This window comes from Streptomyces sp. GL_140 (assembly GCF_057834465.1).
The window spans coordinates 5,439,977-5,461,371 of the sequence record NZ_CM174404.1 but is presented as its reverse complement, the minus strand read 5'-3'; the positions used below and the strand labels follow the sequence as shown (position 1 = coordinate 5,461,371).

General features: G+C 69.9%; 14 protein-coding genes. 5 read left to right on the top strand and 9 right to left on the bottom strand.

Translation table 11 applies throughout. The annotated features are described in order from the left end of the window. Nucleotides 1–13 precede the first annotated feature (13 nt). The 9 genes from AC3IYJ_RS25445 to AC3IYJ_RS25405 form a co-directional block, all read right to left on the bottom strand. The gene (locus tag AC3IYJ_RS25445; protein ID WP_489397065.1) at nt 14–1,648 is read right to left on the bottom strand and encodes a peptide ABC transporter substrate-binding protein; all 1,635 of its coding nucleotides are present in this window, start codon (nt 1,646–1,648) and stop codon (nt 14–16) included. A 151-nt stretch (nt 1,649–1,799) separates the two neighbouring features. Continuing rightward, nucleotides 1,800–2,726, bottom strand: a complete 927-nt coding sequence (locus AC3IYJ_RS25440; protein ID WP_489397064.1) for a GNAT family N-acetyltransferase — start codon at nt 2,724–2,726, stop codon at nt 1,800–1,802. Between the two features lie 169 nt (nt 2,727–2,895). Continuing rightward, a complete protein-coding gene (locus tag AC3IYJ_RS25435) occupies nt 2,896–3,948 on the bottom strand; it encodes an ABC transporter ATP-binding protein (protein WP_489397063.1) in 1,053 nt (350 codons plus the stop codon). Beyond that, nucleotides 3,941–4,987: an ABC transporter ATP-binding protein gene (locus AC3IYJ_RS25430; RefSeq protein WP_489402923.1), complete on the bottom strand. Its 1,047-nt coding sequence runs from the start codon at nt 4,985–4,987 to the stop codon at nt 3,941–3,943. Before AC3IYJ_RS25430 ends, AC3IYJ_RS25435 begins: the two co-directional genes overlap by 8 nt. A gap of 20 nt (nt 4,988–5,007) precedes the next feature. Next, nucleotides 5,008–5,955 (bottom strand): ABC transporter permease, encoded by a 948-nt coding sequence (locus AC3IYJ_RS25425; protein ID WP_489397062.1) that lies wholly within the window; start codon nt 5,953–5,955, stop codon nt 5,008–5,010. After that, nucleotides 5,948–6,880, bottom strand: a complete 933-nt coding sequence (locus AC3IYJ_RS25420) for an ABC transporter permease (protein WP_489402922.1) — start codon at nt 6,878–6,880, stop codon at nt 5,948–5,950. Before AC3IYJ_RS25420 ends, AC3IYJ_RS25425 begins: the two co-directional genes overlap by 8 nt. A 175-nt stretch (nt 6,881–7,055) precedes the next feature. After that, nucleotides 7,056–8,690 carry a peptide ABC transporter substrate-binding protein gene (locus tag AC3IYJ_RS25415; protein WP_489397061.1) on the bottom strand — a complete coding sequence of 545 codons (1,635 nt, stop codon included), beginning with the start codon at nt 8,688–8,690 and terminating at the stop codon, nt 7,056–7,058. 442 nt (nt 8,691–9,132) lie between these two features. Continuing rightward, nucleotides 9,133–11,037 (bottom strand): translational GTPase TypA, encoded by a 1,905-nt coding sequence (gene typA / locus AC3IYJ_RS25410; protein WP_384662309.1) that lies wholly within the window; start codon nt 11,035–11,037, stop codon nt 9,133–9,135. Between the two features lie 318 nt (nt 11,038–11,355). Further along, nucleotides 11,356–13,830 carry an ABC transporter family substrate-binding protein gene (locus tag AC3IYJ_RS25405; protein WP_489397060.1) on the bottom strand — a complete coding sequence of 825 codons (2,475 nt, stop codon included), beginning with the start codon at nt 13,828–13,830 and terminating at the stop codon, nt 11,356–11,358. A gap of 365 nt (nt 13,831–14,195) precedes the next feature. Here AC3IYJ_RS25405 and AC3IYJ_RS25400 point away from each other — a divergent pair, with 365 nt between their 5' ends. From AC3IYJ_RS25400 to AC3IYJ_RS25380, 5 genes are all read left to right on the top strand, one after another. After that, a complete protein-coding gene (locus AC3IYJ_RS25400; RefSeq protein ID WP_489397059.1) occupies nt 14,196–14,435 on the top strand; it encodes a hypothetical protein in 240 nt (79 codons plus the stop codon). 109 nt (nt 14,436–14,544) lie between these two features. Further along, on the top strand, nt 14,545–15,369 hold the full coding sequence (locus AC3IYJ_RS25395; protein WP_489397058.1) for a hypothetical protein: 825 nt from the start codon (nt 14,545–14,547) through the stop codon (nt 15,367–15,369). 1 nt (nt 15,370) lies between these two features. Beyond that, a complete protein-coding gene (locus AC3IYJ_RS25390) occupies nt 15,371–17,290 on the top strand; it encodes a fumarate reductase/succinate dehydrogenase flavoprotein subunit (RefSeq protein ID WP_489397057.1) in 1,920 nt (639 codons plus the stop codon). Further along, nucleotides 17,287–18,060, top strand: a complete 774-nt coding sequence (locus tag AC3IYJ_RS25385; RefSeq protein WP_489397056.1) for a succinate dehydrogenase/fumarate reductase iron-sulfur subunit — start codon at nt 17,287–17,289, stop codon at nt 18,058–18,060. Before AC3IYJ_RS25390 ends, AC3IYJ_RS25385 begins: the two co-directional genes overlap by 4 nt. Before the next feature lie 79 nt (nt 18,061–18,139). Beyond that, nucleotides 18,140–21,364: a protein kinase domain-containing protein gene (locus AC3IYJ_RS25380; RefSeq protein WP_489397055.1), complete on the top strand. Its 3,225-nt coding sequence runs from the start codon at nt 18,140–18,142 to the stop codon at nt 21,362–21,364. The last annotated feature ends 31 nt before the right edge of the window (nt 21,365–21,395 follow it).

The following is a 21,395-nucleotide window of genomic DNA, read 5'->3' as shown; positions in this document are numbered from 1 at the left end:
ATCCGACGAAGGGTCAGCTGACCTTGATCTGGTCGTAGACGGGGACGCTGAACTGGTTGAGCGCCACGTCCGAGATCCGCTGCGAGTGCCCGGCGCTGCCGTTCTGGTACCAGAGCGGGATCGACGGCATCTGGGCGGCGAGGATCTTCTCCGCCTCCTTGAACTTGCCCGTCGCCTTCGCGGTGTCGCTCTCCCGGTTGGCCTCGTCGACGAGCTTGTCGAAGTCCGGGTTGCTGAACTTGCCGTAGTTCGAGGAGGCGCCGGTGTAGTACAGCGGCTCCAGGAAGTTCTGGATCAGCGGGTAGTCGGCCTGCCAGCCGGAGCGGAACGGGCCGGTCAGCTTGAAGCTGCTCTGCTGGTTGCGGAAGTCGGCGAAGGTGCCGATCGGGTTGACCGTGCAGACCGGTCCCTCGCCCAGCGCGTTGTTGATGCTGTTGCAGACGGCGTCCATCCACTCGCGGTGCGAGCCGGTGTCCACGTTGGAGGTCAGCGTCATCTTGCCGCCGGGCAGGCCGCCGCCCTCCTGGATGAGCTTCTTGGCTTCCTTGGGGTCGAAGGAGCAGGCCTCGCCGCAGGCGGTGGAGCTGAACCCGCCCTTGTCCCCCAGGGCCGGGGAGGTCCAGTCCTTGGCGGGGGTGCGCGTGTCCTTGAAGATCTGCTTGGTGATCTCGTCGCGGTTGATCGCCCGCGAGACGCCGATGCGGACCTTCTCCATGCCCTCCTTGCTCCACTGCGGGTCGTACAGCGGGAAGGTGAGGGTCTGGATGATGAGGGCCGGCTGGTTGATGTAGCGGTCACCGAGGTCGTTCGTGACGTTCTTCAGCTGCTGCGCCGGGATGTCGTCGACCAGGTCGAGGTTGCCGGAGATCAGGTCGGTGTAGGCGGTGTTGTTGTCGGTGTAGACCTTCAGGTCCACGCCGCCGTTGACCGCCTTGTCCGCACCGGTGTACCCCTCCCACTTGCGCAGCTTCATTCCGGTGCCCTTGGTGTACGAGTCCACCGTGTACGGGCCGTTGCCGACGGGCTTCTTCAGCCAGCCGTCGTGGTCGGTGAAGAAGGCCTTGGGCAGCGGGGAGAACGCCTGGTAGCCGAGGGTCTCGGGCCAGGTGGAGAACTTCTCCTTGAGTGCGACCGTGAAGGTCTTGGGGTCCTTGACCACCAGGCCGGACATGGTCTTGGCCTTGGGGTCGCCGGTCGCCGGGTGCACGTCCGCGTAGCCGACGATGTCGGCGAAGAAGGGCGAGTTGTTCTGCTTCTTGGAGACGTCCGCGCCGTAGTTCCAGGCGTCCACGAAGGACTGGGCGGTGACGGGCTCGTCGTTGCTGAACTTCCAGCCGTCCTTCAGCGTGATCGTGAAGTTCTGGCTGTCGGCCGTCTCGATCTTCTCGGCGAGGAAGTTCTTGGCCTCTCCGGTCTTCGGGTCGTAGCGCTTCAGACCCCGGAAGAGCATGTCGAGTACCTTGCCGCCCTGCACCTCGTTGGTGTTGGCGGGCTCCAGCGGGTTCTGCGGGTCACCCCACGAGGAGCTGATGATGCCCGTCGCGCCACCGCCTCCGCCGCTGTCGCTTCCGCCGCCGCCGCAAGCCGTCGCCGCGAGGGCGACGGCCACCGCACTTGCGGCCCACTTGGCGTGGGTGGCTCCGCGCATGGAGTGCCTCCTACTGGATCCCAAGACTCACTTAGGGGCCAATGTCACCCTATGTGGGGTCCCGCACACTCCTCGTTGGACCGATTGCACCCTCGCGTCCCCCGGCTGTCACCCATGCGAGTGCAAAGCCGGCACCGTGATGACCTCCCGGTCACAGCGGCAGCTCCCAGGTGTGCACCGCGTAGTGCATCGCCATGCCGTGCGCCTCGTAGAGCGCGAGTGCGCCGGTTTCGTTGCCCGTGTCCACGCCCAGGCCCACGGTGGTGCGGCCGCGCGCCGCGTAGGCGGCGAAGCCGTGGCGGAGCAGGAAGCCGCCGATGCCCCGGCCGCGCACGTCCGCCCGTACGCCGAGGTGGCTGAGCCAGCCCATGCTGGTGCGGTCGTCCCGGGTCAGCAGGACGCCCACGTCGCCCAGGCCCGGCAGGGCCGCGATCCACACCAGCGACCAGTCCAGGCCGCGGCCGTCGATGTGGTCCAGCCAGGGCTCGTACGGGCGCTCCACATGGCCGAAGTGCTCGGCGAAGGTCTCCTCGATCAGGGCGTGGGCCCGCAGGCGCTCCGCCCCGTCCCCGTCGCAGGGGCGAAGGGTGAGCCCGGCGGGGGGTACCGGGGGCCGGTCGGCGGCCGGGTCCAGGGCTCGGGTCATCACCTGGTAGTGGCGCACGGTCCGGTAGCCGCGGGCGGGCAGCAGGTCCGCGTCGAGGGTGGGCTCGACGTTGAGCTGGAGCCTCAGGTGCGGGCCGGGTGCGCCGGCGGAGAGCTCGCGGGCCCGGACCTCCATCCGTTCCAGCAGCCGGACGGCGGCCTCGCGGTGCCCCGGCAGGACGTAGTGATCGGAGTCGACGCGACCGGGGCCCGAGTCCGCCCACACCATGGCGTAGGCGACGAGCCGGCCGCCTTCGAAGGCGAGCCAGGAGTCCTTGGCCAGGTCGACGTCAGGGTGGTGCAGATCGGCCTCGACGGCCGCGAGGTCGGTCTCCGGGCGGCCGATCTCGATCACGTCGACGGCGTTGAGGAGTCCACAGATGTCCTCGGCGTCCGAGGGGCCGGCGGGTCGTACGGTCAGCATGTCGGTCATCGAACCACTCTTGGAGCGGCCGGGGCGGGCCCGCAACCGCCTTTCCGCGCGCGGCAGGTACGCGGCGGATGCACGGCGGGTGCCCGCGGGCAGGTGCGCGGACGCCGAAGCGCCCGGCGCCGGATCGAGATCCGGTGCCGGGCGCCCTGGTGCAAACGCCTGCGGGAGGTCAGACGGCCAGAACGGCCTTCTCCTCGGCGAAGTGGCAGGCCGACTCGTGCGCGGCCAGCGACTTGGAGCCCTGGAAGCGCTCCGGGATCGCCAGCAGCGGCTCCTCCGTGGAGCACTTCTCCTCGGCCTTCCAGCAGCGGGTGCGGAAGCGGCAGCCCGACGGCGGGTTGGCCGGCGAGGGGACGTCACCGGTGAGCAGGATCCGCTCGCGGCCCTCGCGGGCCTCCGGGTCCGGCACCGGCACCGCGGAGAGCAGCGCCTGGGTGTACGGGTGGGTCGGGTGGTCGTAGATCTGCGCGTCGGTGCCGATCTCGGCCATCTTGCCGAGGTACATGACGCCGACCCGGTCCGAGATGTGCCGGACGATCGACAGGTCGTGCGCGATGAAGATGTAGGAGAGGTTGAACTCCTCCTGCAGCTTCTCCATCAGGTTGATGACCTGGGCCTGCACCGACACGTCGAGCGCGGAGACCGGCTCGTCGCAGATGATGATCTCCGGGTTGAGCGCGAGGCCGCGGGCGATGCCGATGCGCTGGCGCTGGCCGCCGGAGAACTGGTGCGGGTACCGGTTGATGTACTCCGGGTTGAGGCCCACGACGTCCAGGAGCTCCTGGACCTTGCGGCGCCGGTCGCCCTTGGGAGCCACCTCGGGGTGGATGTCGTAGGTCTCGCCGATGATGTCGCCGACCGTCATGCGCGGGTTGAGCGAGGTGTACGGGTCCTGGAACACCATCTGGATGTTGCGGCGGACGGCCTTGAGGGCCTTGCCGGACAGCTTGGTGATGTCCTGGCCCTTGTAGAAGACCTCGCCGGCAGTGGCGCGCTCCAGGTTCATCAGCAGCTTGGCGACGGTGGACTTGCCACAGCCGGACTCGCCGACGATGCCGAGGGTCTCGCCCTGGTACAGGTCGAAGGAGATCCCGTCGACCGCGCGGACCGCTCCGACCTGCTTCTTGAACAGGATGCCCTGGGTCAGCGGGAAGTGCTTGACCAGGTTGCGGACCTGGAGGATCGGCTCGCGCTCGGGGGCGTTCTTGGTGAGCTCAGCCATGGATCTGCTCCTTCCAGAAGTGGCACGCGCTGTGACGGCCGACAAGCTCGGTGCCGTCCTGCTCGCTGACGGGCTGGAGCGCGGGGATCTCCGACCGGCAGATGTCCTGCGCGGCGGTGCAGCGCGGGTTGAACGAGCAGCCGGTGGGCAGGCGCAGCAGGTTCGGCGGCAGGCCCTTGATCGCGAAGAGCTCCTGGCCCTTCTGGTCCAGGCGCGGGATCGAGTCGAGCAGACCGCGGGTGTACGGGTGTGCCGGGCGCTTGTAGATCTCGTGGACCGGAGCGGTCTCGACGATCCGGCCGGCGTACATGACCGCGATCTTGTCCGCGACGTCGGCGACGACGCCGAGGTCATGGGTGATCAGGATGAGGCCCATGTTGAGCTCGCGCTGGAGCTCCGCGAGGAGGTCCATCACCTGGGCCTGGACGGTGACGTCCAGGGCCGTGGTCGGCTCGTCCGCGATGATCAGGTCCGGCTCCAGCGCGATCGCCATGGCGATCATGATGCGCTGGCGCATACCGCCGGAGAAGTGGTGCGGGTAGTCGTCCACACGCTCCTTCGCCGCCGGGATCTTGACCTTGTCCATCAGCTCGATGGCCTTGAGGCGGGCGTCCTTCTTCGACAGGCCTTCGTGGACGCGGAACATCTCGCCCAGCTGGTAGCCGACGGTGAGCACCGGGTTCAGCGAGGACAGCGCGTCCTGGAAGATCATGGCGATCTTCCGGCCGCGCAGCTTGCGCCGCTCCTCGAAGCTCATCTTCAGCATGTCCTGGCCGCGGAAGAAGATCTCGCCCTGCGGGATCTTGCCGGGGGGCATGTCGAGGATGCCCATGATGGCCTGGGCCGTCACGGACTTGCCGGAGCCGGACTCGCCGAGCACGGCGAGGGTCTCGCCGGCGCTCACGCTGTAGTTGACGCCGTTGACTGCCTTGGCCACACCGTCGCGGGTGTGGAACTCGACGTGCAGGTCGCGCACTTCGAGCAGGGGCGTCTGGGGGTCCCCGTCACGCGGGGAGGGAACGCTGGAGGTGTTGTCCATGGTGATCACTTACGCCCTCCTCAGCGCAGCTTCGGGTCGAGGGCGTTGCGGACCGCTTCGCCGAGCATGATGAAGGCGAGGACGGTGATGCTGAGGATGATCGAGGGGTACAGCAGGATGTGCTGCGCCACTCGGATCTGCGCGGAACCACCGGAGATGTCCACGCCCCACGAGATGGTCGGGGACGCGAGGCCCAGACCCAGGTAGGACAGGGTCGCCTCGGCGCCGATGTAGCCGCCCAGCGCGATCGTGGCGACCACGATCACCGGGGCCATGGCGTTCGGCAGGATGTGCTTGAACAGGATCCGGGGGGTTCCCGCGCCGAGTGCCTTGGCCGCGTGCACGTAGTCGGCCTGCTTCACGGTGATGACCGCGCCGCGCATGACGCGGTTGATCTGCGTCCAGCCCAGGAAGGCCAGGGCGAAGACGACCGTCCACACCGTGCGCTTGGTGAAGGCCTGGAGGACGACCATCGCGCCGAGCAGGAACGGGATGCCGAAGAAGATGTCGGTGATGCGCGACATGATCGCGTCCGTGATGCCGCCGAAGTAACCGGCGATCATGCCCGTGATGCCGCCGACGACGGTGACGATCGCGGTCACGCAGACGGCGACGATGATCGAGGCCCGGGTGCCGTAGATGAGTCGCGCGTAGACGCTGCGGCCCTGGCCGTCGTAGCCGAGCCACTCGGGCGAACCGAACTTGGACAGCTCCGGCTTACTGAGGAAGTGGTGGACCAGATCGCCCTTGGTGGGGTCGACGCTGGTGAACCAGCTCGGGAAGGCGGCGATCGTCAACAGGATGATGATCAGCACGGAGGAGACGATGAAGTACGGGTTGCGACGCAGGTCGGCCCAGGCATCGCCCCAGAGGCTGCGGGCCTTCTCGGCCTTCACCGGCTCCGCGGGGGCGCCCGGCGCTCCCTGGGTCCCGGTCTTCACGGTGTCGGTCTGGGTCATGTCAGGCATACCGGATCCTCGGGTCCATGACCGCGTAGAGGAGGTCGACGAGCAGGCTGGCTATGAGGTAGACGACGACCAGGACGGTGACGACACCGACCACGGTCAGGCCCTCGCGGCGGACGACCGAGTCGTAGATCAGACCGCCGACGCCCTTGACGTTGAAGATGCCCTCGGTGACGACGGCGCCGCCCATGAGGGCGCCGATGTCGGTGCCGAGGAAGGTCACGACGGGGATCATCGAGTTGCGCATCAGGTGCACGCCGATGACGCGGCGCTTGGGCAGGCCCTTGGCGACGGCGGTGCGCACGTAGTCGGCGCGCAGGTTCTCGGCCATCGAGGTTCGGGTCAGGCGGGCCACATAGGCCAGGGAGAGCGAGCCCAGCACGATGGCCGGCGCGATCAGCTCGCCCCAGGTCTCGTTAATGCTCACGTTGGGTTCGATCCAGCCGAGCTGGAAGGCGAACACCGCCTTGACGATGAAGCCGAGGACGAAGACCGGCATCGAGATGATCAGCAGCGTGAAGATCAGGATGAGGTTGTCGGCCAGCTTGCCGGCCTTGAGGCCCGCGAGGATGCCGAGGGCCAGGCCCAGGACGATCTCGATGGCGAACGCCAGGAAAGCCAGCCGGATCGTGACCGGGAAGGCGCTGCCGATGACATCGGTGATCTCACGGCCGCTTCGGATCTGACTGCCGAAGTCGAAGTGGAACAGGATGCCGGTGATGTAGTTGTAGTACTGCTGCCAGATCGGCAGGTCCAGGCCGTGCTGATGCCGGAGTGCGGCAAGCGTGGCGGGGTCGGCGCCCTTGTCGCCGAAGAGTCCGGCCACGGGATCGCCGGGCAGGCTGTACACCATCAAGAAGATGAGCAGGGTCGTCCCGAAGAAGACCGGGATCATCTGGAGCAGTCGTCGTGCGACATAGCGCCCCATCATGCCTCCGTAGAAGATGCGGCAGGCGCAGCCGGACGGGCCCTTTCGCCACGCACGCGCGTGACGGCTTCGTCACTGCGTCGCGAAAGGGCCCCCCGGGGCGCTGCGTATAGGCCCGGATGTGGGCCGGCTCCCGCCGGCCCACATCCGTCTTTGCTGAATTACGCGCTGGGACTTACTTCTTGACCTCGACGCCGGTGAGGATCGGGTCGCCGTCCTGGGCGTACTTCACGTTGGAGACCTTCTCCGAGAAGCCCGCGTTGACCTTGTAGTACCAGAGCGGGATCGACGGCATGTAGTTGACGAGGTCCTTCTCGATGGCCTGGTAGGCCTTCACGGACTCGTCGAGGGTCGCCGCCGAGTCGGCAGCGGCGATCTTCGCGTCCAGCGCCGGGTTGGAGAACCCGCCCTGGTTGCCGCCGGCGCCCGTACGGAACAGGTCGCTGATGAAGTTGGAGTTGACCGGGTAGTCGAGGACCCAGCCGGAGCGGTAGATCGACTTGACCTGCTTGGTCTTACGGGCCTGGAGGTCGGCCTGGAAGTCCGGCTTGGCGTCACCGGTGCACTTGACGCCCGTGGCGTTGGTGATGCTGTTGCAGACAGCCTCGACCCATTCCTTGTGACCGCCATCCGAGTTGAACTGGATGAAGATCTCGTTGTTCGGAACGCCGCCGCCCTCGGCGATGAGCGCCTTGGCCTTCGCGGGGTCGAACTTGGTGACGTCACCGGTCGCGTTCGGCGTGTAGCCGAGGACGCCCTTGGCGACCCAGCCGGTGGCGGGCTCGCGGGTGCCCTGGAGCACGGTCTTGGTGATGGTGTCGCGGTCGATCGCCATCGACAGACCCTGGATGACCTTCGGGTCGACGACCTTCGGGGTCTTCCACTGGTCGGCGTAGTACGCGATGGCCAGCGTCTGGATGGCGGAGTACGCCTGGTCCACGGCACGGTCACCGAGGTCTGCACGGTAGACCGGGAGGTCCTTCGGGCCGATCTGGCGCAGGACGTCGACGTTGCCCGACTTCAGGTCTTCGTACGCGGTCTCGAGGGTGGAGTAGTTCTTGAGAATCACGCCACCGTTCTTGGCCTTGTTCTCACCCTTGTAGCCGTCGAAGCGCGTGAGCTCGATCTGCTTCTTGTGCTCCCACGACTTGAACTTGTAGGGGCCGTTGCCGATCGGCTTCTCACCGGCGGCCGCGGGGTCCTTGTAGAAGGACTCGGGCAGCGGGGCGAAGGCGTTGTAGCCGAGCTTGTACGAGAAGTACGGCACCGCGGCGGTGAGCTCGATGGTGAAGGTGTTGTCGTCGACGACCTTCAGGCCTTCCAGCGCCTCGGCGGTGGGCTTGGCGCCCTCGGCCTCGGGGTGGAGGGCATCGTAGCCCTTGATGTCCGCGAACCAGGACGCGTTGCCCTGCTTGTTGTTGATGTTCGCGGCCCAGTTCCACGCCTTGACGTAGGACTGAGCGGTCACCTTGGTGCCGTCGTGGAACTCCCAGCCCGGCTTGAGCTTGACGGTCCAGGTCTTGCTGTCCTTGGTCTCCACCGACTCGGCGTTGACCATGGTGAGCTTGCCCTCGGCGTCGTAGCCGACGAGCTCGGAGAAGACACCCTTGATGACCGCGGAGCCGTTGGACTCCATCGTGTCGGCCGGCTGGAGCAGCTTCTCGGGCTCGCCCAGCTCGGACGAGAAGATCCCGTTCGGGTCGACCTCACCCTTGCCGGCCGCCTTGCCGCCGCCACCACCGCAAGCGGTCGCAGCCAGGGCAACGATGATCGCGCCCGTTACCCACTTGGCGCTCTTGGCACCGCGCATGGGTTTCCTCCTCATGAGTCCACTGTCTGATGTGAAGGGCACGAGTTGCGTTTCGCCGACACCCCTGACGGCGATTAGGAACCAGTACCCCGAGTGTGCTCGTGAGTCGACGCTCCCCACAGCGTGTGACCCATTGACCCGAGCTCAATGGAGCCATCCTCAGGGACTCCCAGACCGTAAACCACACTTAAGTGGTCTCGTTTTCACAACATCGCACAGTGGCCAAAACCCGAAATCCGGACAAACGGATAGGAGACAGACACGCGCGAAACGGACTGTTAGCTCTTCTTCCGGAGTGTCACGGTCGGTATCCGGACACCGGATGGAAACAATCCACTTGACAAAAGCGAACAGCCCCTCCAGGCACGGAGACCGTGCCTGGAGGGGCTGTTCGAAAAAGCGGTGTTCGGGCGGACCCAAGTGTGATCTGGGTCCTACGCGACTACTTGCCGGACTTGGCGCGCGACGCGGAGCGCGAGCGCTCCTTCTGGTCCAGGACGACCTTGCGGATGCGGACGGCCTCCGGGGTCACCTCGACGCACTCGTCGTCGCGGCAGAACTCCAGGGACTGCTCCAGGGAGAGCTTGCGGGGCGGCACCACGTTCTCGGTGTTGTCCGCGGAAGCCGCACGCATGTTGGTGAGCTTCTTCTCCTTGGTGATGTTCACGTCCATGTCGTCGGCGCGCGAGTTCTCGCCGACGATCATGCCCTCGTACACCTCGGTGCCGGGCTCGGTGAACAGGACACCGCGCTCCTGCAGGTTGATCATCGCGAACGGCGTGACCGAACCGGAGCGGTCGGCGACCAGCGAACCGTTGTTGCGGGTCACCAGCTGACCGAACCACGGCTCGTGGCCCTCGTGGATCGAGTGGGCGATGCCCGTACCGCGGGTGTTCGTCAGGAACTCGGTACGGAAGCCGATGAGGCCTCGCGACGGGACGACGAACTCCATGCGGACCCAGCCGGAGCCGTGGTTCGACATGTTGTCCATGCGGCCCTTGCGGACGCCCATGAGCTGCGTGACGGCGCCCATGTGCTCCTCGGGGACGTCGACCGTCATGCGCTCGACCGGCTCGTGCACCTTGCCGTCGACGAGCTGCGTGACGACCTGCGGCTTGCCGATGGTCAGCTCGAAGCCCTCGCGGCGCATCTGCTCGACCAGGATGGCGAGCGCGAGCTCACCACGGCCCTGGACCTCCCAGGCGTCCGGACGCTCGGTGTCGAGCACGCGGAGCGAGACGTTACCGATCAGCTCGCGGTCCAGACGGTCCTTGACCTGGCGCGCGGTGACCTTGCGGTCCTTGACCGCGGACTTGGCGTCCGCGCCCTTGCCGCTGCCGCCGCGGCCGACCATCGGGGAGGTGTTCGTGCCGATGGTCATGGAGATCGCCGGCTCGTCGACCGAGATCAGCGGGAGCGCGATCGGGTTCTCCGGGTCGGCCAGGGTCTCGCCGATCATGATGTCGGGGAAACCGGCGACCGCGCAGATGTCACCCGGGCCCGCCACCTCGGCCGGCTTGCGGGTGAGCGCCTCGGTCATCATCAGCTCGGTGATGCGGACGTTGGACATCGTGCCGTCGCGCTTGATCCAGGTGACGGTCTGGCCCTTGCGCAGCTCGCCCTGCTCGACGCGGACCAGGGCGATGCGGCCCAGGAAGTTGTCGGCGTCCAGGTTGGTGACGTGGGCCTGCAGCGGCGCCTCGTCGTCGTACACCGGGGCCGGCACGTGGGCCAGGATCGTGGAGAAGAAGGGCTCCAGGCTGTCGCTGTCCGCGGGGACGGTGCCGTCCTCCGGCTTGGTCAGCGAGGCGATGCCGTCACGGCCACAGGCGTAGACGATCGGGAACTCGATCTGCTCCTCGGTGGCGTCCAGGTCCAGGAAGAGGTCGTACGTGTCGTTGACGACCTCGTCGATCCGGGAGTCCGGGCGGTCCGTCTTGTTGATGCAGAGGATGACCGGCATGTTCGCCTGCAGGGCCTTGCGCAGGACGAAGCGGGTCTGGGGCAGCGGGCCCTCGGAGGCGTCCACCAGCAGGACGACTGCGTCGACCATCGACAGGCCGCGCTCGACCTCACCACCGAAGTCGGCGTGGCCGGGGGTGTCGATGATGTTGATCGTGATCGGGGCCGACCCGTCCTTCGGGTGGTACTTCACCGCCGTGTTCTTGGCGAGGATCGTGATGCCCTTCTCACGCTCCAGGTCGTTCGAGTCCATCATGCGGTCGTCGAGGTGCTGGTGGGCGGCGAAGGCACCGGCCTGCTTGAGCATGGCATCGACGATGGTCGTCTTGCCATGGTCGACGTGGGCGACGATGGCGACGTTACGGATGTCGTGGCGCGTGGGCACTTCGGCGCTTCTCCCGGGATCGTGGATGGCGACGCGTACGGTCCGGCACGCGAGCCTCGACCGGGCGGAAAACCTGCCACGGCCTTACCCCATCGTACGTCGCGCAGCGGGAACCGCCTGCCGGGGGGTCTGTCAAGAGGCCGGACGACTGAGGAGGGCCGAGGTTCGGGTGGGGGGTCTCGGCCCTTGGTACTGCCTGAAAACACGCGGGTCAACGGGTACGTACGACCTTGCCCGCCGGGTTCCCGGCGGGCAAGGGACTTGAGTCACATCTGAGGTAGAAACCCGGGGCTCAACCTCGGATGCACCCTTTCGTCATCAGTTCTTCTTGCCGTCCTTGGCCTTGTCCTTGGCCGTCGGCACCTTCTTCCAGCCGATGTCCTGGTAGCGCGGGACGCCGAGGCCGAAGGCACCCGCGTTGACCAGGTTCGGCTTGGCCGCCACCAGCTCGGGGCGCTGGTAGAGGGGGATGGAGCCCGCCGCGGCCCAGATCCGGGCGTCCGCCTTGCGCATCAGCTCGCGGGACTGGTCCTCGTCCAGCGTGCCGGCCGCCTGGTCGAAGAGCTGGTCGATGTGGTCGGTGCCGACCCGGGTGTAGTTCTGTTCGATGACCAGCGAGCCGTCCGCCGCCGGCTCCGGCTTCGCGAAGATCGGCCGGGCGTCGGTGGCGGGGTAGGCGGTCGCGGGCCAGGAGTACAGGGCCAGGTCGTACTGGCCGGAGGCGATGTAGTCCTTGAAGAAGCTCTCGTCCGCCACCTTGGTCAGCTCCGCCTGCACGCCGACCTTGTGGAGCATCTGTGCGATCCGCTCGGCGACCGTGCGCAGCGCCTCCGAGCCGGGGCCCGACGGGAGGACGAAGCGAAGGGTCAGGGGCTTGCCGTCCTTGGCGAGGATGGCGCCCGAGTTGCGTACGGCCTGCTTGGCGGGGGCCGTCGGGGCACCGCTCGCCTTGGCCGCGGCGTCGGCGGCTTCGGCGTCCAGGGCCGGGCTGCGCTTGCCGTCGTCCACGGATTCGGCCTGGGCGGCCTGGGCGGCCTGCGCCGCTTGGGCGGCCTGGGCAGCCTGGGTGAGCAGCAGCTGCTCCTGCCGGGCCGCGAAGGGGGCCGGGGCCAGCACCGGGGAGGGCCGGACACCGGAAGCGAAGACGTCGGCGTCGACGATCTCCCCGTCGAACCGGTACGCGCCCTCGCTCAGCGGCACACCGGCCGGGTTCTCGGGGCCTTCGGGACGGTGGTCGGGGTGGTCCGGGTGGTCGGCCCGCCGGGCGGCCTTGGCTCCGGCCGCGGGCTTGTCGTCCCCGCGGTGGCCGCGGGCGTCGTGGTCGCCGTTGCGCTCGTCGTCCTGGCCGACGATGTAGAGCCCGTCGTTGCCGGTCCCGGGGCCCGACGGGATCTTCGAGTCGTCCTGCTCCTTCGTGGCTTCCGCGCCGGCCTTCGCCCCGTTCGGCTCGGTGATCTTGCCGTCCCGGCGCCAGCCGGCGTCCGCGAGCAGGGCCTGCGAGGCCGCGGTGTCCTGGCCGCCGAGGGCGTCGCTGTTGTCGGCGTACGCCTGCTGCCCGGCCAGCGCCAGGTGGCTGCCCACCGGCTTCGCGGGCAGGCCCAGCGGCTTGAGGACGATCTCGGCGAGCGCCTGGCGGTCCAGGGCGCGGGCCACGGCCCGGCGCACGCGCTCGTCGGTGAGCGGGCCGGAGGCCCCGTTCATGGCGAGCTGGGTGTAGGCCGGCTCCAGGGACTTGCGGACGGTGAAGGACCGCAGCGCGCCCTGCTCCTCGGCGTACCGCTTCACCGCCTCGGCGTGCTTCTGCCGGCTCTCCTGCTCCGCCTTGGCCTTGGACTCGTCCGCGCCGAAAGCGAGCGCCCACGACAGGGTGGCCTGCGCGGCCGTCACCGATGCGGCGGGGCCGTGGGCCCCGTCGGCCTTGGCGGCGTCCCGCTGCGCCAGGGCGATCCGGTCGGCGCCGGTCCGGTCGATCTCGGCCATGTCGAGCTTGCCCGCGGCGAGCGCCGCGGGGCGCTCCGCCCGGGGCACGGCGGTGAGCACCAGGGAGTCGAGCTTGGCGGGGGCGCCCCACCAGCGCGGGTTGCGCGTCAGGGCGGCGGTGCCGGTCTTCTTGTCGATGGCGCCCAGCGAGAAGGGGCCCGCGGTGACCTTGAGGGCGCCGCGGGCTCCCTCGTTGAAGGCTTCCGGGGTGCCGGTGACCTGCTTGGGATAGAGGGGGGAAAAGAGGGAGCGCCAGTCGGCGTACGGCTTGACGAAGGTGACCTTGACCTCCAGGTCCGTCTTGCCGCGCTCGATCTTCTCGATCCGGTCGTAGCCCGCGTTGCGCGCGGTCCAGTACGCGGAGTCCTTGCCGTTCAGGGCCCGCCACTGGGCGACGAAGTCGGCGGCGCCGATCTCCCGGCCGTCGCTCCACACGGCCTGCTGGTTCAGCTTGTACAGGACGACCTGCTTGGGCTCCCGCTCGACGACCTCGGCCTTCTCCAGGTAGTCGGGATTGGCCACCGGCCGTCCCTTGGAGTCCAGCACGAACAGCTGGGGCAGCACCGCCCCGGCGATCCGGCCGGTGGTGGCGTCTGCATCGGCCTGGAAGGTGTTGAGGGTGCCGGGCAAGGCGTCCACGGCCCAGCGCAGCACCCCGCCGTCGGCCACCTTGTCGCGGGTCGTGGTCGCGATGTCCTGCCCGGCGGCGACCGGGCCGCCCTCGTCTTCACCCGCGCCGCAGCCCGCGAGCAGCGGCAGTGCAAGAACTCCCGAGGTCAGGAGCGCCAAGGATCTGCGCCTTCTCTGAGACATGGGTGGTACCTCCGGGGCAGGGCGTGGGGACTGGTCGTGAAAAGGAGGAGCGCCTTGATCACGTTCGGCGGTATATGGAGCTGATCACACTGGGTGCCGAAACCCACTGAAATCGACACCCCGCCGCACCCACTGCAGCGGACCCTCGCCACGCCGCGAACCCCACCCATGCGGACCAATCCGGCTTGTGCTCCGGACGGGCGTTCCCCCGCAAGAGGGATGAAAATGGAGTGAGGGAGGGCGCACGGTTCGCGCCTGCGCGCCCGCAATCGCTGCACGTCCCTTCACAACCGGGGACGGGAGGCGCGACACTCGCAGGCGCACATGAGCGATGCCACCGCACCACGCGGAAATGAGGGCAAGTCATGTCCCTGCAAGATGATTTGAGCACCGTACGGCGCAATCTGAACGAGCTGGTCCGCTCGGTGGAGCGGCTCGAACAGGATGTCGCGCGGCAGGCTCCGGCCAACCCCAGGCCTCCGGGCACGGGCGGACCGGGCCGCACGGGCGGCATGGTCGAAGTGTCGGACACCCCGTACGACAGTTCACTGTGGACGGACTCCGACGACGAGGGCCTCGGCGCCCGCGACCGCCGCGCCCCGTAGGTCGGCACACCCCCGCACGTCCCCCGCACACCCCACCGGACCCGGCCACCCTCTTCGACGGCGGCCGGGTCTCCTGGGCCACCCCTCATCACTCCACCCGGAGTCCCTCTTGGCCACAGGCACCCAACCACCATCACAGCGGCCCGGCGGCGTCCACGACGCCTCGCGGGCCGCGATCGCAGCCCGGCACCTGCGGACCGACCGGTGGTGGCTCTCGCCCGCCGGCACCGCGGCCGGGCTGCTCGCCTTCATCGTCTATTCGACCTGGCGGGCCTTCGCCAACGCCGACTACTACGCGGCCCCGTACGTCTCCCCCTTCTACTCCCCCTGTCTGGCGGAGAACTGCAAGGAGATGCGCGGCGGCCCGAACCTGGACCTCTTCGGCAGCTGGTGGGGCCTGTCCCCCGCCCTGCTGATCCTGATCTTCCCGCTCGGCTTCCGGCTGACCTGCTACTACTACCGCAAGGCCTACTACCGGGGCTTCTGGGCCTCGCCGCCCGCCTGCGCCGTCGCCGAGCCGCATGCCTCGTACAGCGGCGAGACCCGCTTCCCGCTGATCTTCCAGAACATGCACCGCTACTTCTTCTACGCGGCGCTGCCGGTGGCGGGGATCCTGACCTACGACACCGTGCTGACCTTCCGCAACGACCGTTACGAGTGGGGCCACATGGGCCTCGGGACGCTGCTGTTCCTCGTCAACATCGGTCTGATCTGGGCCTACACGCTGTCCTGCCACTCCTGCCGGCACATCATGGGCGGCCGCCTCAAGCACTTCTCCGAACATCCGGTGCGCTACCGCCTGTGGGGCTGGATCAGCCGCCTCAACTCCCGTCACATGCAGCTGGCGTGGGCCTCGCTGATCAGCGTGGCCGCGTGCGACTTCTACGTGTACCTGGTGGCCAGCGGCGCCTTCAACGATCCGAGGTTCTTCTGACATGGCTCAAGTCGAACGACAGCAGTGGGACGTGGTCGTGGTCGGCGCGGGCGGCGCCGGGCTGCGGGCCGCGATCGAGGCCCGGGAGCGCGGTGCCCGGACGGCCGTGATCTGCAAGTCCCTGTTCGGCAAGGCCCACACCGTGATGGCGGAGGGCGGAATCGCCGCCTCCATGGGCAATGTCAACGAGGGCGACAACTGGCAGGTGCACTTCCGCGACACCATGCGCGGCGGAAAGTTCCTCAACCAGTGGCGGATGGCGGAGCTGCACGCGAAGGAGGCCCCGGACCGGGTCTGGGAGCTGGAGACCTGGGGCGCGCTCTTCGACCGCACCCCCGACGGGAAGATCTCGCAGCGCAACTTCGGCGGGCACGAGTACCCGCGCCTCGCGCACGTCGGCGACCGGACCGGCCTGGAGCTGATCCGCACCCTCCAGCAGAAGATCGTCCAGCTCCAGCAGGAGGACTTCAAGGAGTACGGGGACCACGAGGCCCGGCTCAAGGTCTTCCAGGAGTGCACGGTCACCAGGGTTTTGAAGGACACCAGTCTCAAGGACGGGGAGAGGGTGTCCGGGACCTTCTGCTACGAGCGTGAGACCGGCCGCTTCTTCGTCCTGGAGGCCCCGGCGGTCGTGCTGTCCACGGGCGGCATCGGCAAGTCCTTCAAGACCACCTCGAACTCCTGGGAGTACACGGGCGACGGCCACGCGCTGGCCCTGCTCGCCGGGGCGCCGCTGCTGAATATGGAGTTCGTGCAGTTCCACCCGACCGGCATGGTCTGGCCGCCCTCGGTGAAGGGCATCCTCGTCACCGAGTCGGTGCGCGGCGACGGCGGGGTGCTGCGCAACAGCGAGGGCAAGCGGTTCATGTTCGACTACATCCCGGACGTCTTCAAGGAGAAGTACGCGCAGACCGAGGAGGAGGGCGACCGCTGGTACGAGGACCCGGACCACAACCGGCGTCCGCCCGAGCTGCTCCCCCGCGACGAGGTGGCGCGCGCCATCAACTCCGAGGTCAAGGCGGGGCGCGGCACCCCGCACGGCGGGGTGTTCCTGGACGTGTCCACCCGGATGCCCGCCGAGAGGATCAAGCGGCGGCTCCCCTCGATGTACCACCAGTTCAAGGAGCTGGCGGACGTCGACATCACCGCGGAGCCGATGGAGGTCGGCCCGACCTGCCACTACGTGATGGGCGGCATCGCGGTCGACTCCGACACCGCCGCCACGGTCGGCGTGCCCGGCCTGTTCGCGGCGGGCGAGGTCGCGGGCGGGATGCACGGCTCGAACCGGCTCGGCGGGAACTCCCTCTCCGACCTGCTGGTCTTCGGCCGCCGGGCCGGACTGCACGCCGCCGAGCACGCGGCCGCCGAGGCGGGCCGGCTCCCGGCCGTGGACCAGGCCGCGGTGGACGAGGCAGCCGCGGAGGCGCTGGCTCCGTTCCATGCCGCCGAGGGCGCGGAGAACCCGTACAGCCTCCACCAGGAACTCCAGACCACCATGAACGACCTCGTCGGCATCATCCGCCGCGAGGGCGAGATGGCCGAGGCCCTGGAGAAGCTGGCGACCCTGCGGCTACGGGCCTCCCGGGCCGGGGTCGAGGGCCACCGGCAGTTCAACCCGGGCTGGCACCTGGCGCTGGACCTGCGCAACATGCTGCTCGTCAGCGAATGCGTGGCCCGCGCGGCCCTGGAGCGCACCGAGAGCCGGGGCGGGCACACCCGCGAGGACTGCCCGGCGATGGAGCGGTCCTGGCGGCCGGTGAACCTGCTGTGCCGGCCGATCGACCCCGCCCCGTCCGATCCGGCTGCGGACCGGATCGAGCTGACCCGGGTGCGCACCGACCCCATCCGACCCGACCTGCTCGCGCTCTTCGAGAAGGAAGAGCTGGTCAAGTACCTCGCCGAAGAGGAGCTGTACGAGTGACTACCTACGATGCCGCGTTCCGGATCTGGCGGGGCGATGCGGAGGGCGGCGAGCTGCGCGACTTCACCGTGGAGGTGCACGACGGGGAGGTGGTGCTGGACATCGTCCACCGGCTCCAGGCCACCCAGGCCTCGGACCTCGCGGTGCGCTGGAACTGCAAGGCGGGCAAGTGCGGTTCGTGCAGTGCGGAGATCAACGGGCGGCCGCGGCTGCTGTGCATGACGCGCATGTCGACCTTCTCCCGCGAGGAGACGATCACCGTCACCCCGCTGCGGGCCTTCCCGGTGGTCCGCGACCTGGTCACGGACGTGTCCTTCAACTACCAGAAGGCGCGCGAGATCCCGGCTTTCGTGCCCCCGGCCGGGGTCGCGCCGGGCGAGTACCGGATGCAGCAGATCGATGTGGAGCGCTCGCAGGAGTTCCGCAAGTGCATCGAGTGCTTCCTGTGCCAGGACACCTGTCACGTGGTGCGTGACCACGAGGAGAACAAGACGGCCTTCGCCGGACCCCGTTTCCTGATGCGGGTGGCCGAGCTGGACATGCACCCCCTGGACGCGGCGGCCGAAACGGGCCTGGACCGCAAGCGCACCGCCCAGGAGGAGCACGGGCTGGGCTACTGCAACATCACCAAGTGCTGCACGGAGGTCTGCCCCGAGGGAATCAAGATCACCGACAACGCCCTGATCCCGCTGAAGGAGCGGGCCGTGGACCGCAAGTACGACCCGCTGGTGTGGCTGGGGAACAAGATCGGACGCCGTTCCGGCCGATAGCAGCCCCCAGCCGTTCACTTCGCAGTACAGAATGCCCCCTGTATCAACGTCGTTGACGTGATGTCAGGGGGCTTTCGCGGTGCGGGTGGGGGATCAGCTGGCGGGCCGGTACCGCCTCGACCAGCGGCTCGGCCAGGGCGGCATGGGCGAGGTGTGGCGGGCGCACGACACGGCGCTCGACCGCGCCGTGGCGGTGAAGGTGCTGCTGGAGGCGGCCACGAACGACGAGGTGGTCGCCCGCTTCCGGCGCGAGGCCACCATCGGGGCCCGGCTCCAGCACCCGGGCATCACCGTCGTGCACGACGTGGGTCAGGAGGACGGGCGGCTCTTCATCGTGATGGAGCTGCTGGCGGGCGAGGACCTGCGCAGCGCCCTGGCGCGGGAGCCGGGCGGGCTCGCGGTGGAGGTCGCGCTGGAGCTGGCCGCGCAGACCGCGGAGGCCTTGGCCGCCGCCCACGAACGCTCGGTCGTCCACCGGGACCTGAAGCCGGCCAACCTCTTCCTGCTGCCCGGCGGCAGGCTGAAGATCTGCGATTTCGGCATCGCGCACTCGTCGGACGCCACCGCGGGCTGGACGGTGACCGGCCGGATCTTCGGCAGCCCGCCGTACATGGCCCCGGAACAGTGGCGGGGCGAGCGCGTGGACGCCCGGTGCGATCTGTACGCGCTGGGGTGCGTGCTGTACGCCCTGCTGAGCGGGGACCCGCCGTTCGGCGAGAGCGCCGACGGACCCTACGTACTGATGCGCCGGCACATCGAGGACCCGCCGCTGCCGCTGCGCGAGGCCGGTACGCCGGTGGCCCCGGAGGTGGACCGGCTGGTGCTGCACCTGCTGGCCAAGGACGCGGCGGACCGGCCGGAGTCGGCGGAGGTGGTGGCGAAGTCGCTGCGGGGGCTGCTGGGGACCTCCTCGGCCACCTTGACCGCACCGACCGGGGAATCGGGGCGGGTGACAGGGGGTCCGGGGAGGGTGGCCGAGGGTCCGGGGGGCGGGTCTCCGCGGGACGTGGCCCCGGAGGAGCGGGAGCCGGAGCCCGGGCTGGAGCAGGAGCCGGAGCAGGAGCCCGGGCCGGAGCAGGGGGCGGAGCCCGCGCAGGAGCCCGGGGCCGTGCCCCTCGGCGTACGGGAGTTCGTACGGGACCTCCTGCGGGAGGCGGCGGAGGACCTGCGGGACCTGCCGCCCGCCGCCGGCGCCCGCGTGGAGGTGCTGGCCGTGGCCGCGGACGCCGCCGCCCGGTTCGACGCGGACCTCGCCGCCCGGCTCCTGGCCGATGCCGAGGCCGCGGCATGGACGGACGGGGAGGGCGACGGGGCCCGGGTGGCCCGGCTGCTGACCGCGCTGGCCCGGGACACGGCCGCGCACGCCCCGGCACGGGCCCGGCGGCTGCTGACCGACGCACGGCAGGCACTGTTCACGGTGTTCGGCTCCAACCGGGCGGCCCCGCTGCGCGCGGTGGCGGAGCAACTGGCCCGGGTCGCCCCCGAGGAGGCGGGCGAGCTCGCCGCCCACCACTTCTCCGACGGTCCCGTCGAGAGCCGGCTGCGTTCCCTGATCGCCACGGCCGCGGCCGCCGCCCACCCCGAGGAGGCCGAGCTCCAGTTGGCCCGGATCCAGGACCCGGGGCTGCGCGCGACCGCCACCTACGACATGGTGCTGGCGCTCGCCCCCCGGGACCTGGACACCGCCCTGCGCCTGAGCGAGCGGATCGGCTCCGCCGGGGCCCGGCTGCTGGCCCTGTGCCAGGTGGCCCGCGACCTCGCCGCCGACGGGGACACGGCCGGCGGAGCCAGGGCCCTGGAGCAGGCCGAGGCCGAACTCCCCGAGGCCCTTCAGGAGCGGGCCGCCTGGCTGCGCGAGGAGGCGGCCGGGCACGAGGCGGGCGGCCGGCTCGGCCAGGTCCAGGCCGAGCGGCTGCGCACCCGGGCCGCAGCCCTGCTGCGCCGCCATCCGGAGACGGCCGGCGACGAGAAGGCCGACCACGCGCTGGCCTCCCTGGCCAAGGCCCGCGAACGGGTGGAGCGGGGCGCCCGGCCCGCGCTGGACCCGGAGCGGGCCCGGGGCGACGCCGAACTGGCGCGCGCGCTGCCCGATCCGGCGCTCCGGGCCCGCACGTTGGCCGGGATCGCCCGGGACTGCGTCGCCACGGCGGGCACGCCCTGGCTGGCCGCTGCGGCCGCCGAACCGGGGAGTCCGCCTCCGCCCGGGGTGACGGTCCTCGCCGAGCGGGCCCCGGCGCCCGCGCTGACGGCCGCGGACGGGCGCCGCTGGCGGCAGGGCAACCGCCCGGACTCCCTGCACGCCGCCGGGGACGGCCTGGTGTGGCGGTCGGGCCCCGAGGTGGGCTGCGTGCGGGCCGACGGGGGCCGGCCGCGCTGGACCGCCTTCGCCGACGAGGGCGCGGCCGCACCGCCGCTGCCCGGGGCCGGGCGGCTGGTGGTGTCCTGCGTGACGGACCCCGCCACGGTGTACGTCGACGTACGGCGCGAGGGCGCACAGGGGCTGCGGCTGCTGGCGCGGGAGCCGCGCGACGGACGGGTGCGCTGGTGGCGGGACCTGCCGCGAGCGGGCGTGCTGCGCGGCGCCGGGCCGGTGCTGGTGCACGAGGCGGACGGCGACCTGACCGCGCTGCTGGCGTCCTCGGGCGCGGTCCTGTGGCAGCGCTCCTTCCCGGACTCCACCCGTTCCCTGGCGGCCGCGGGCGACTGCCTGGTGCTTTCCGACGGCCGGCAGCTCCAGGCGCTGCACCTGCCGAGCGGGCGGCGGACGTGGTCGCAGCTGCGGGGCTCGGAGTCCTTCGACCGGACGCCGGGCCTGCGGCCCGTGCACCTGCTGGACGGCGGGGACGGGCCGGAGGGCGGCGACCGCCTGCGGGCCCTGGACCGCGACACCGGCCGGGAACTGTGGCAGTTCGCCCCGGGCCGCCCGGCGGAGCGGATGCTGGTCGAGGGCGGCCGGGTGTACGCGGCCGCGTACCGTCCGGGCCAGGGGGACCTGGTCTTCGCCCTCGACGCGGACACCGGGGCGCTGTGCTGGCAGCGGGCGCTGACCCGGCGGGACGGACCGCGGTGCGCGATCGAACTGCTGGGCCTGCGCCCGGGCGGCCTGTACGTCAAGGTCCCGCAGGGCGGCCGCCGCAACCTCCTGAACCGGTCGGCGGGCCCCTTCGTGGCCGTCCTGGATCCGGCGACGGGAAGGGTGCGCCGTCAGTGGGAGCATCCGGAACTCGCCCAGGGGGCCGCCCTGCTGGTCGGCGACCACCTCGTCCTCTCCCGTCCGGAACTCTCGGCGTACGCCCTGCCGTAGCCGCCCGAACCCCCCATCCGGGACCGTCGAT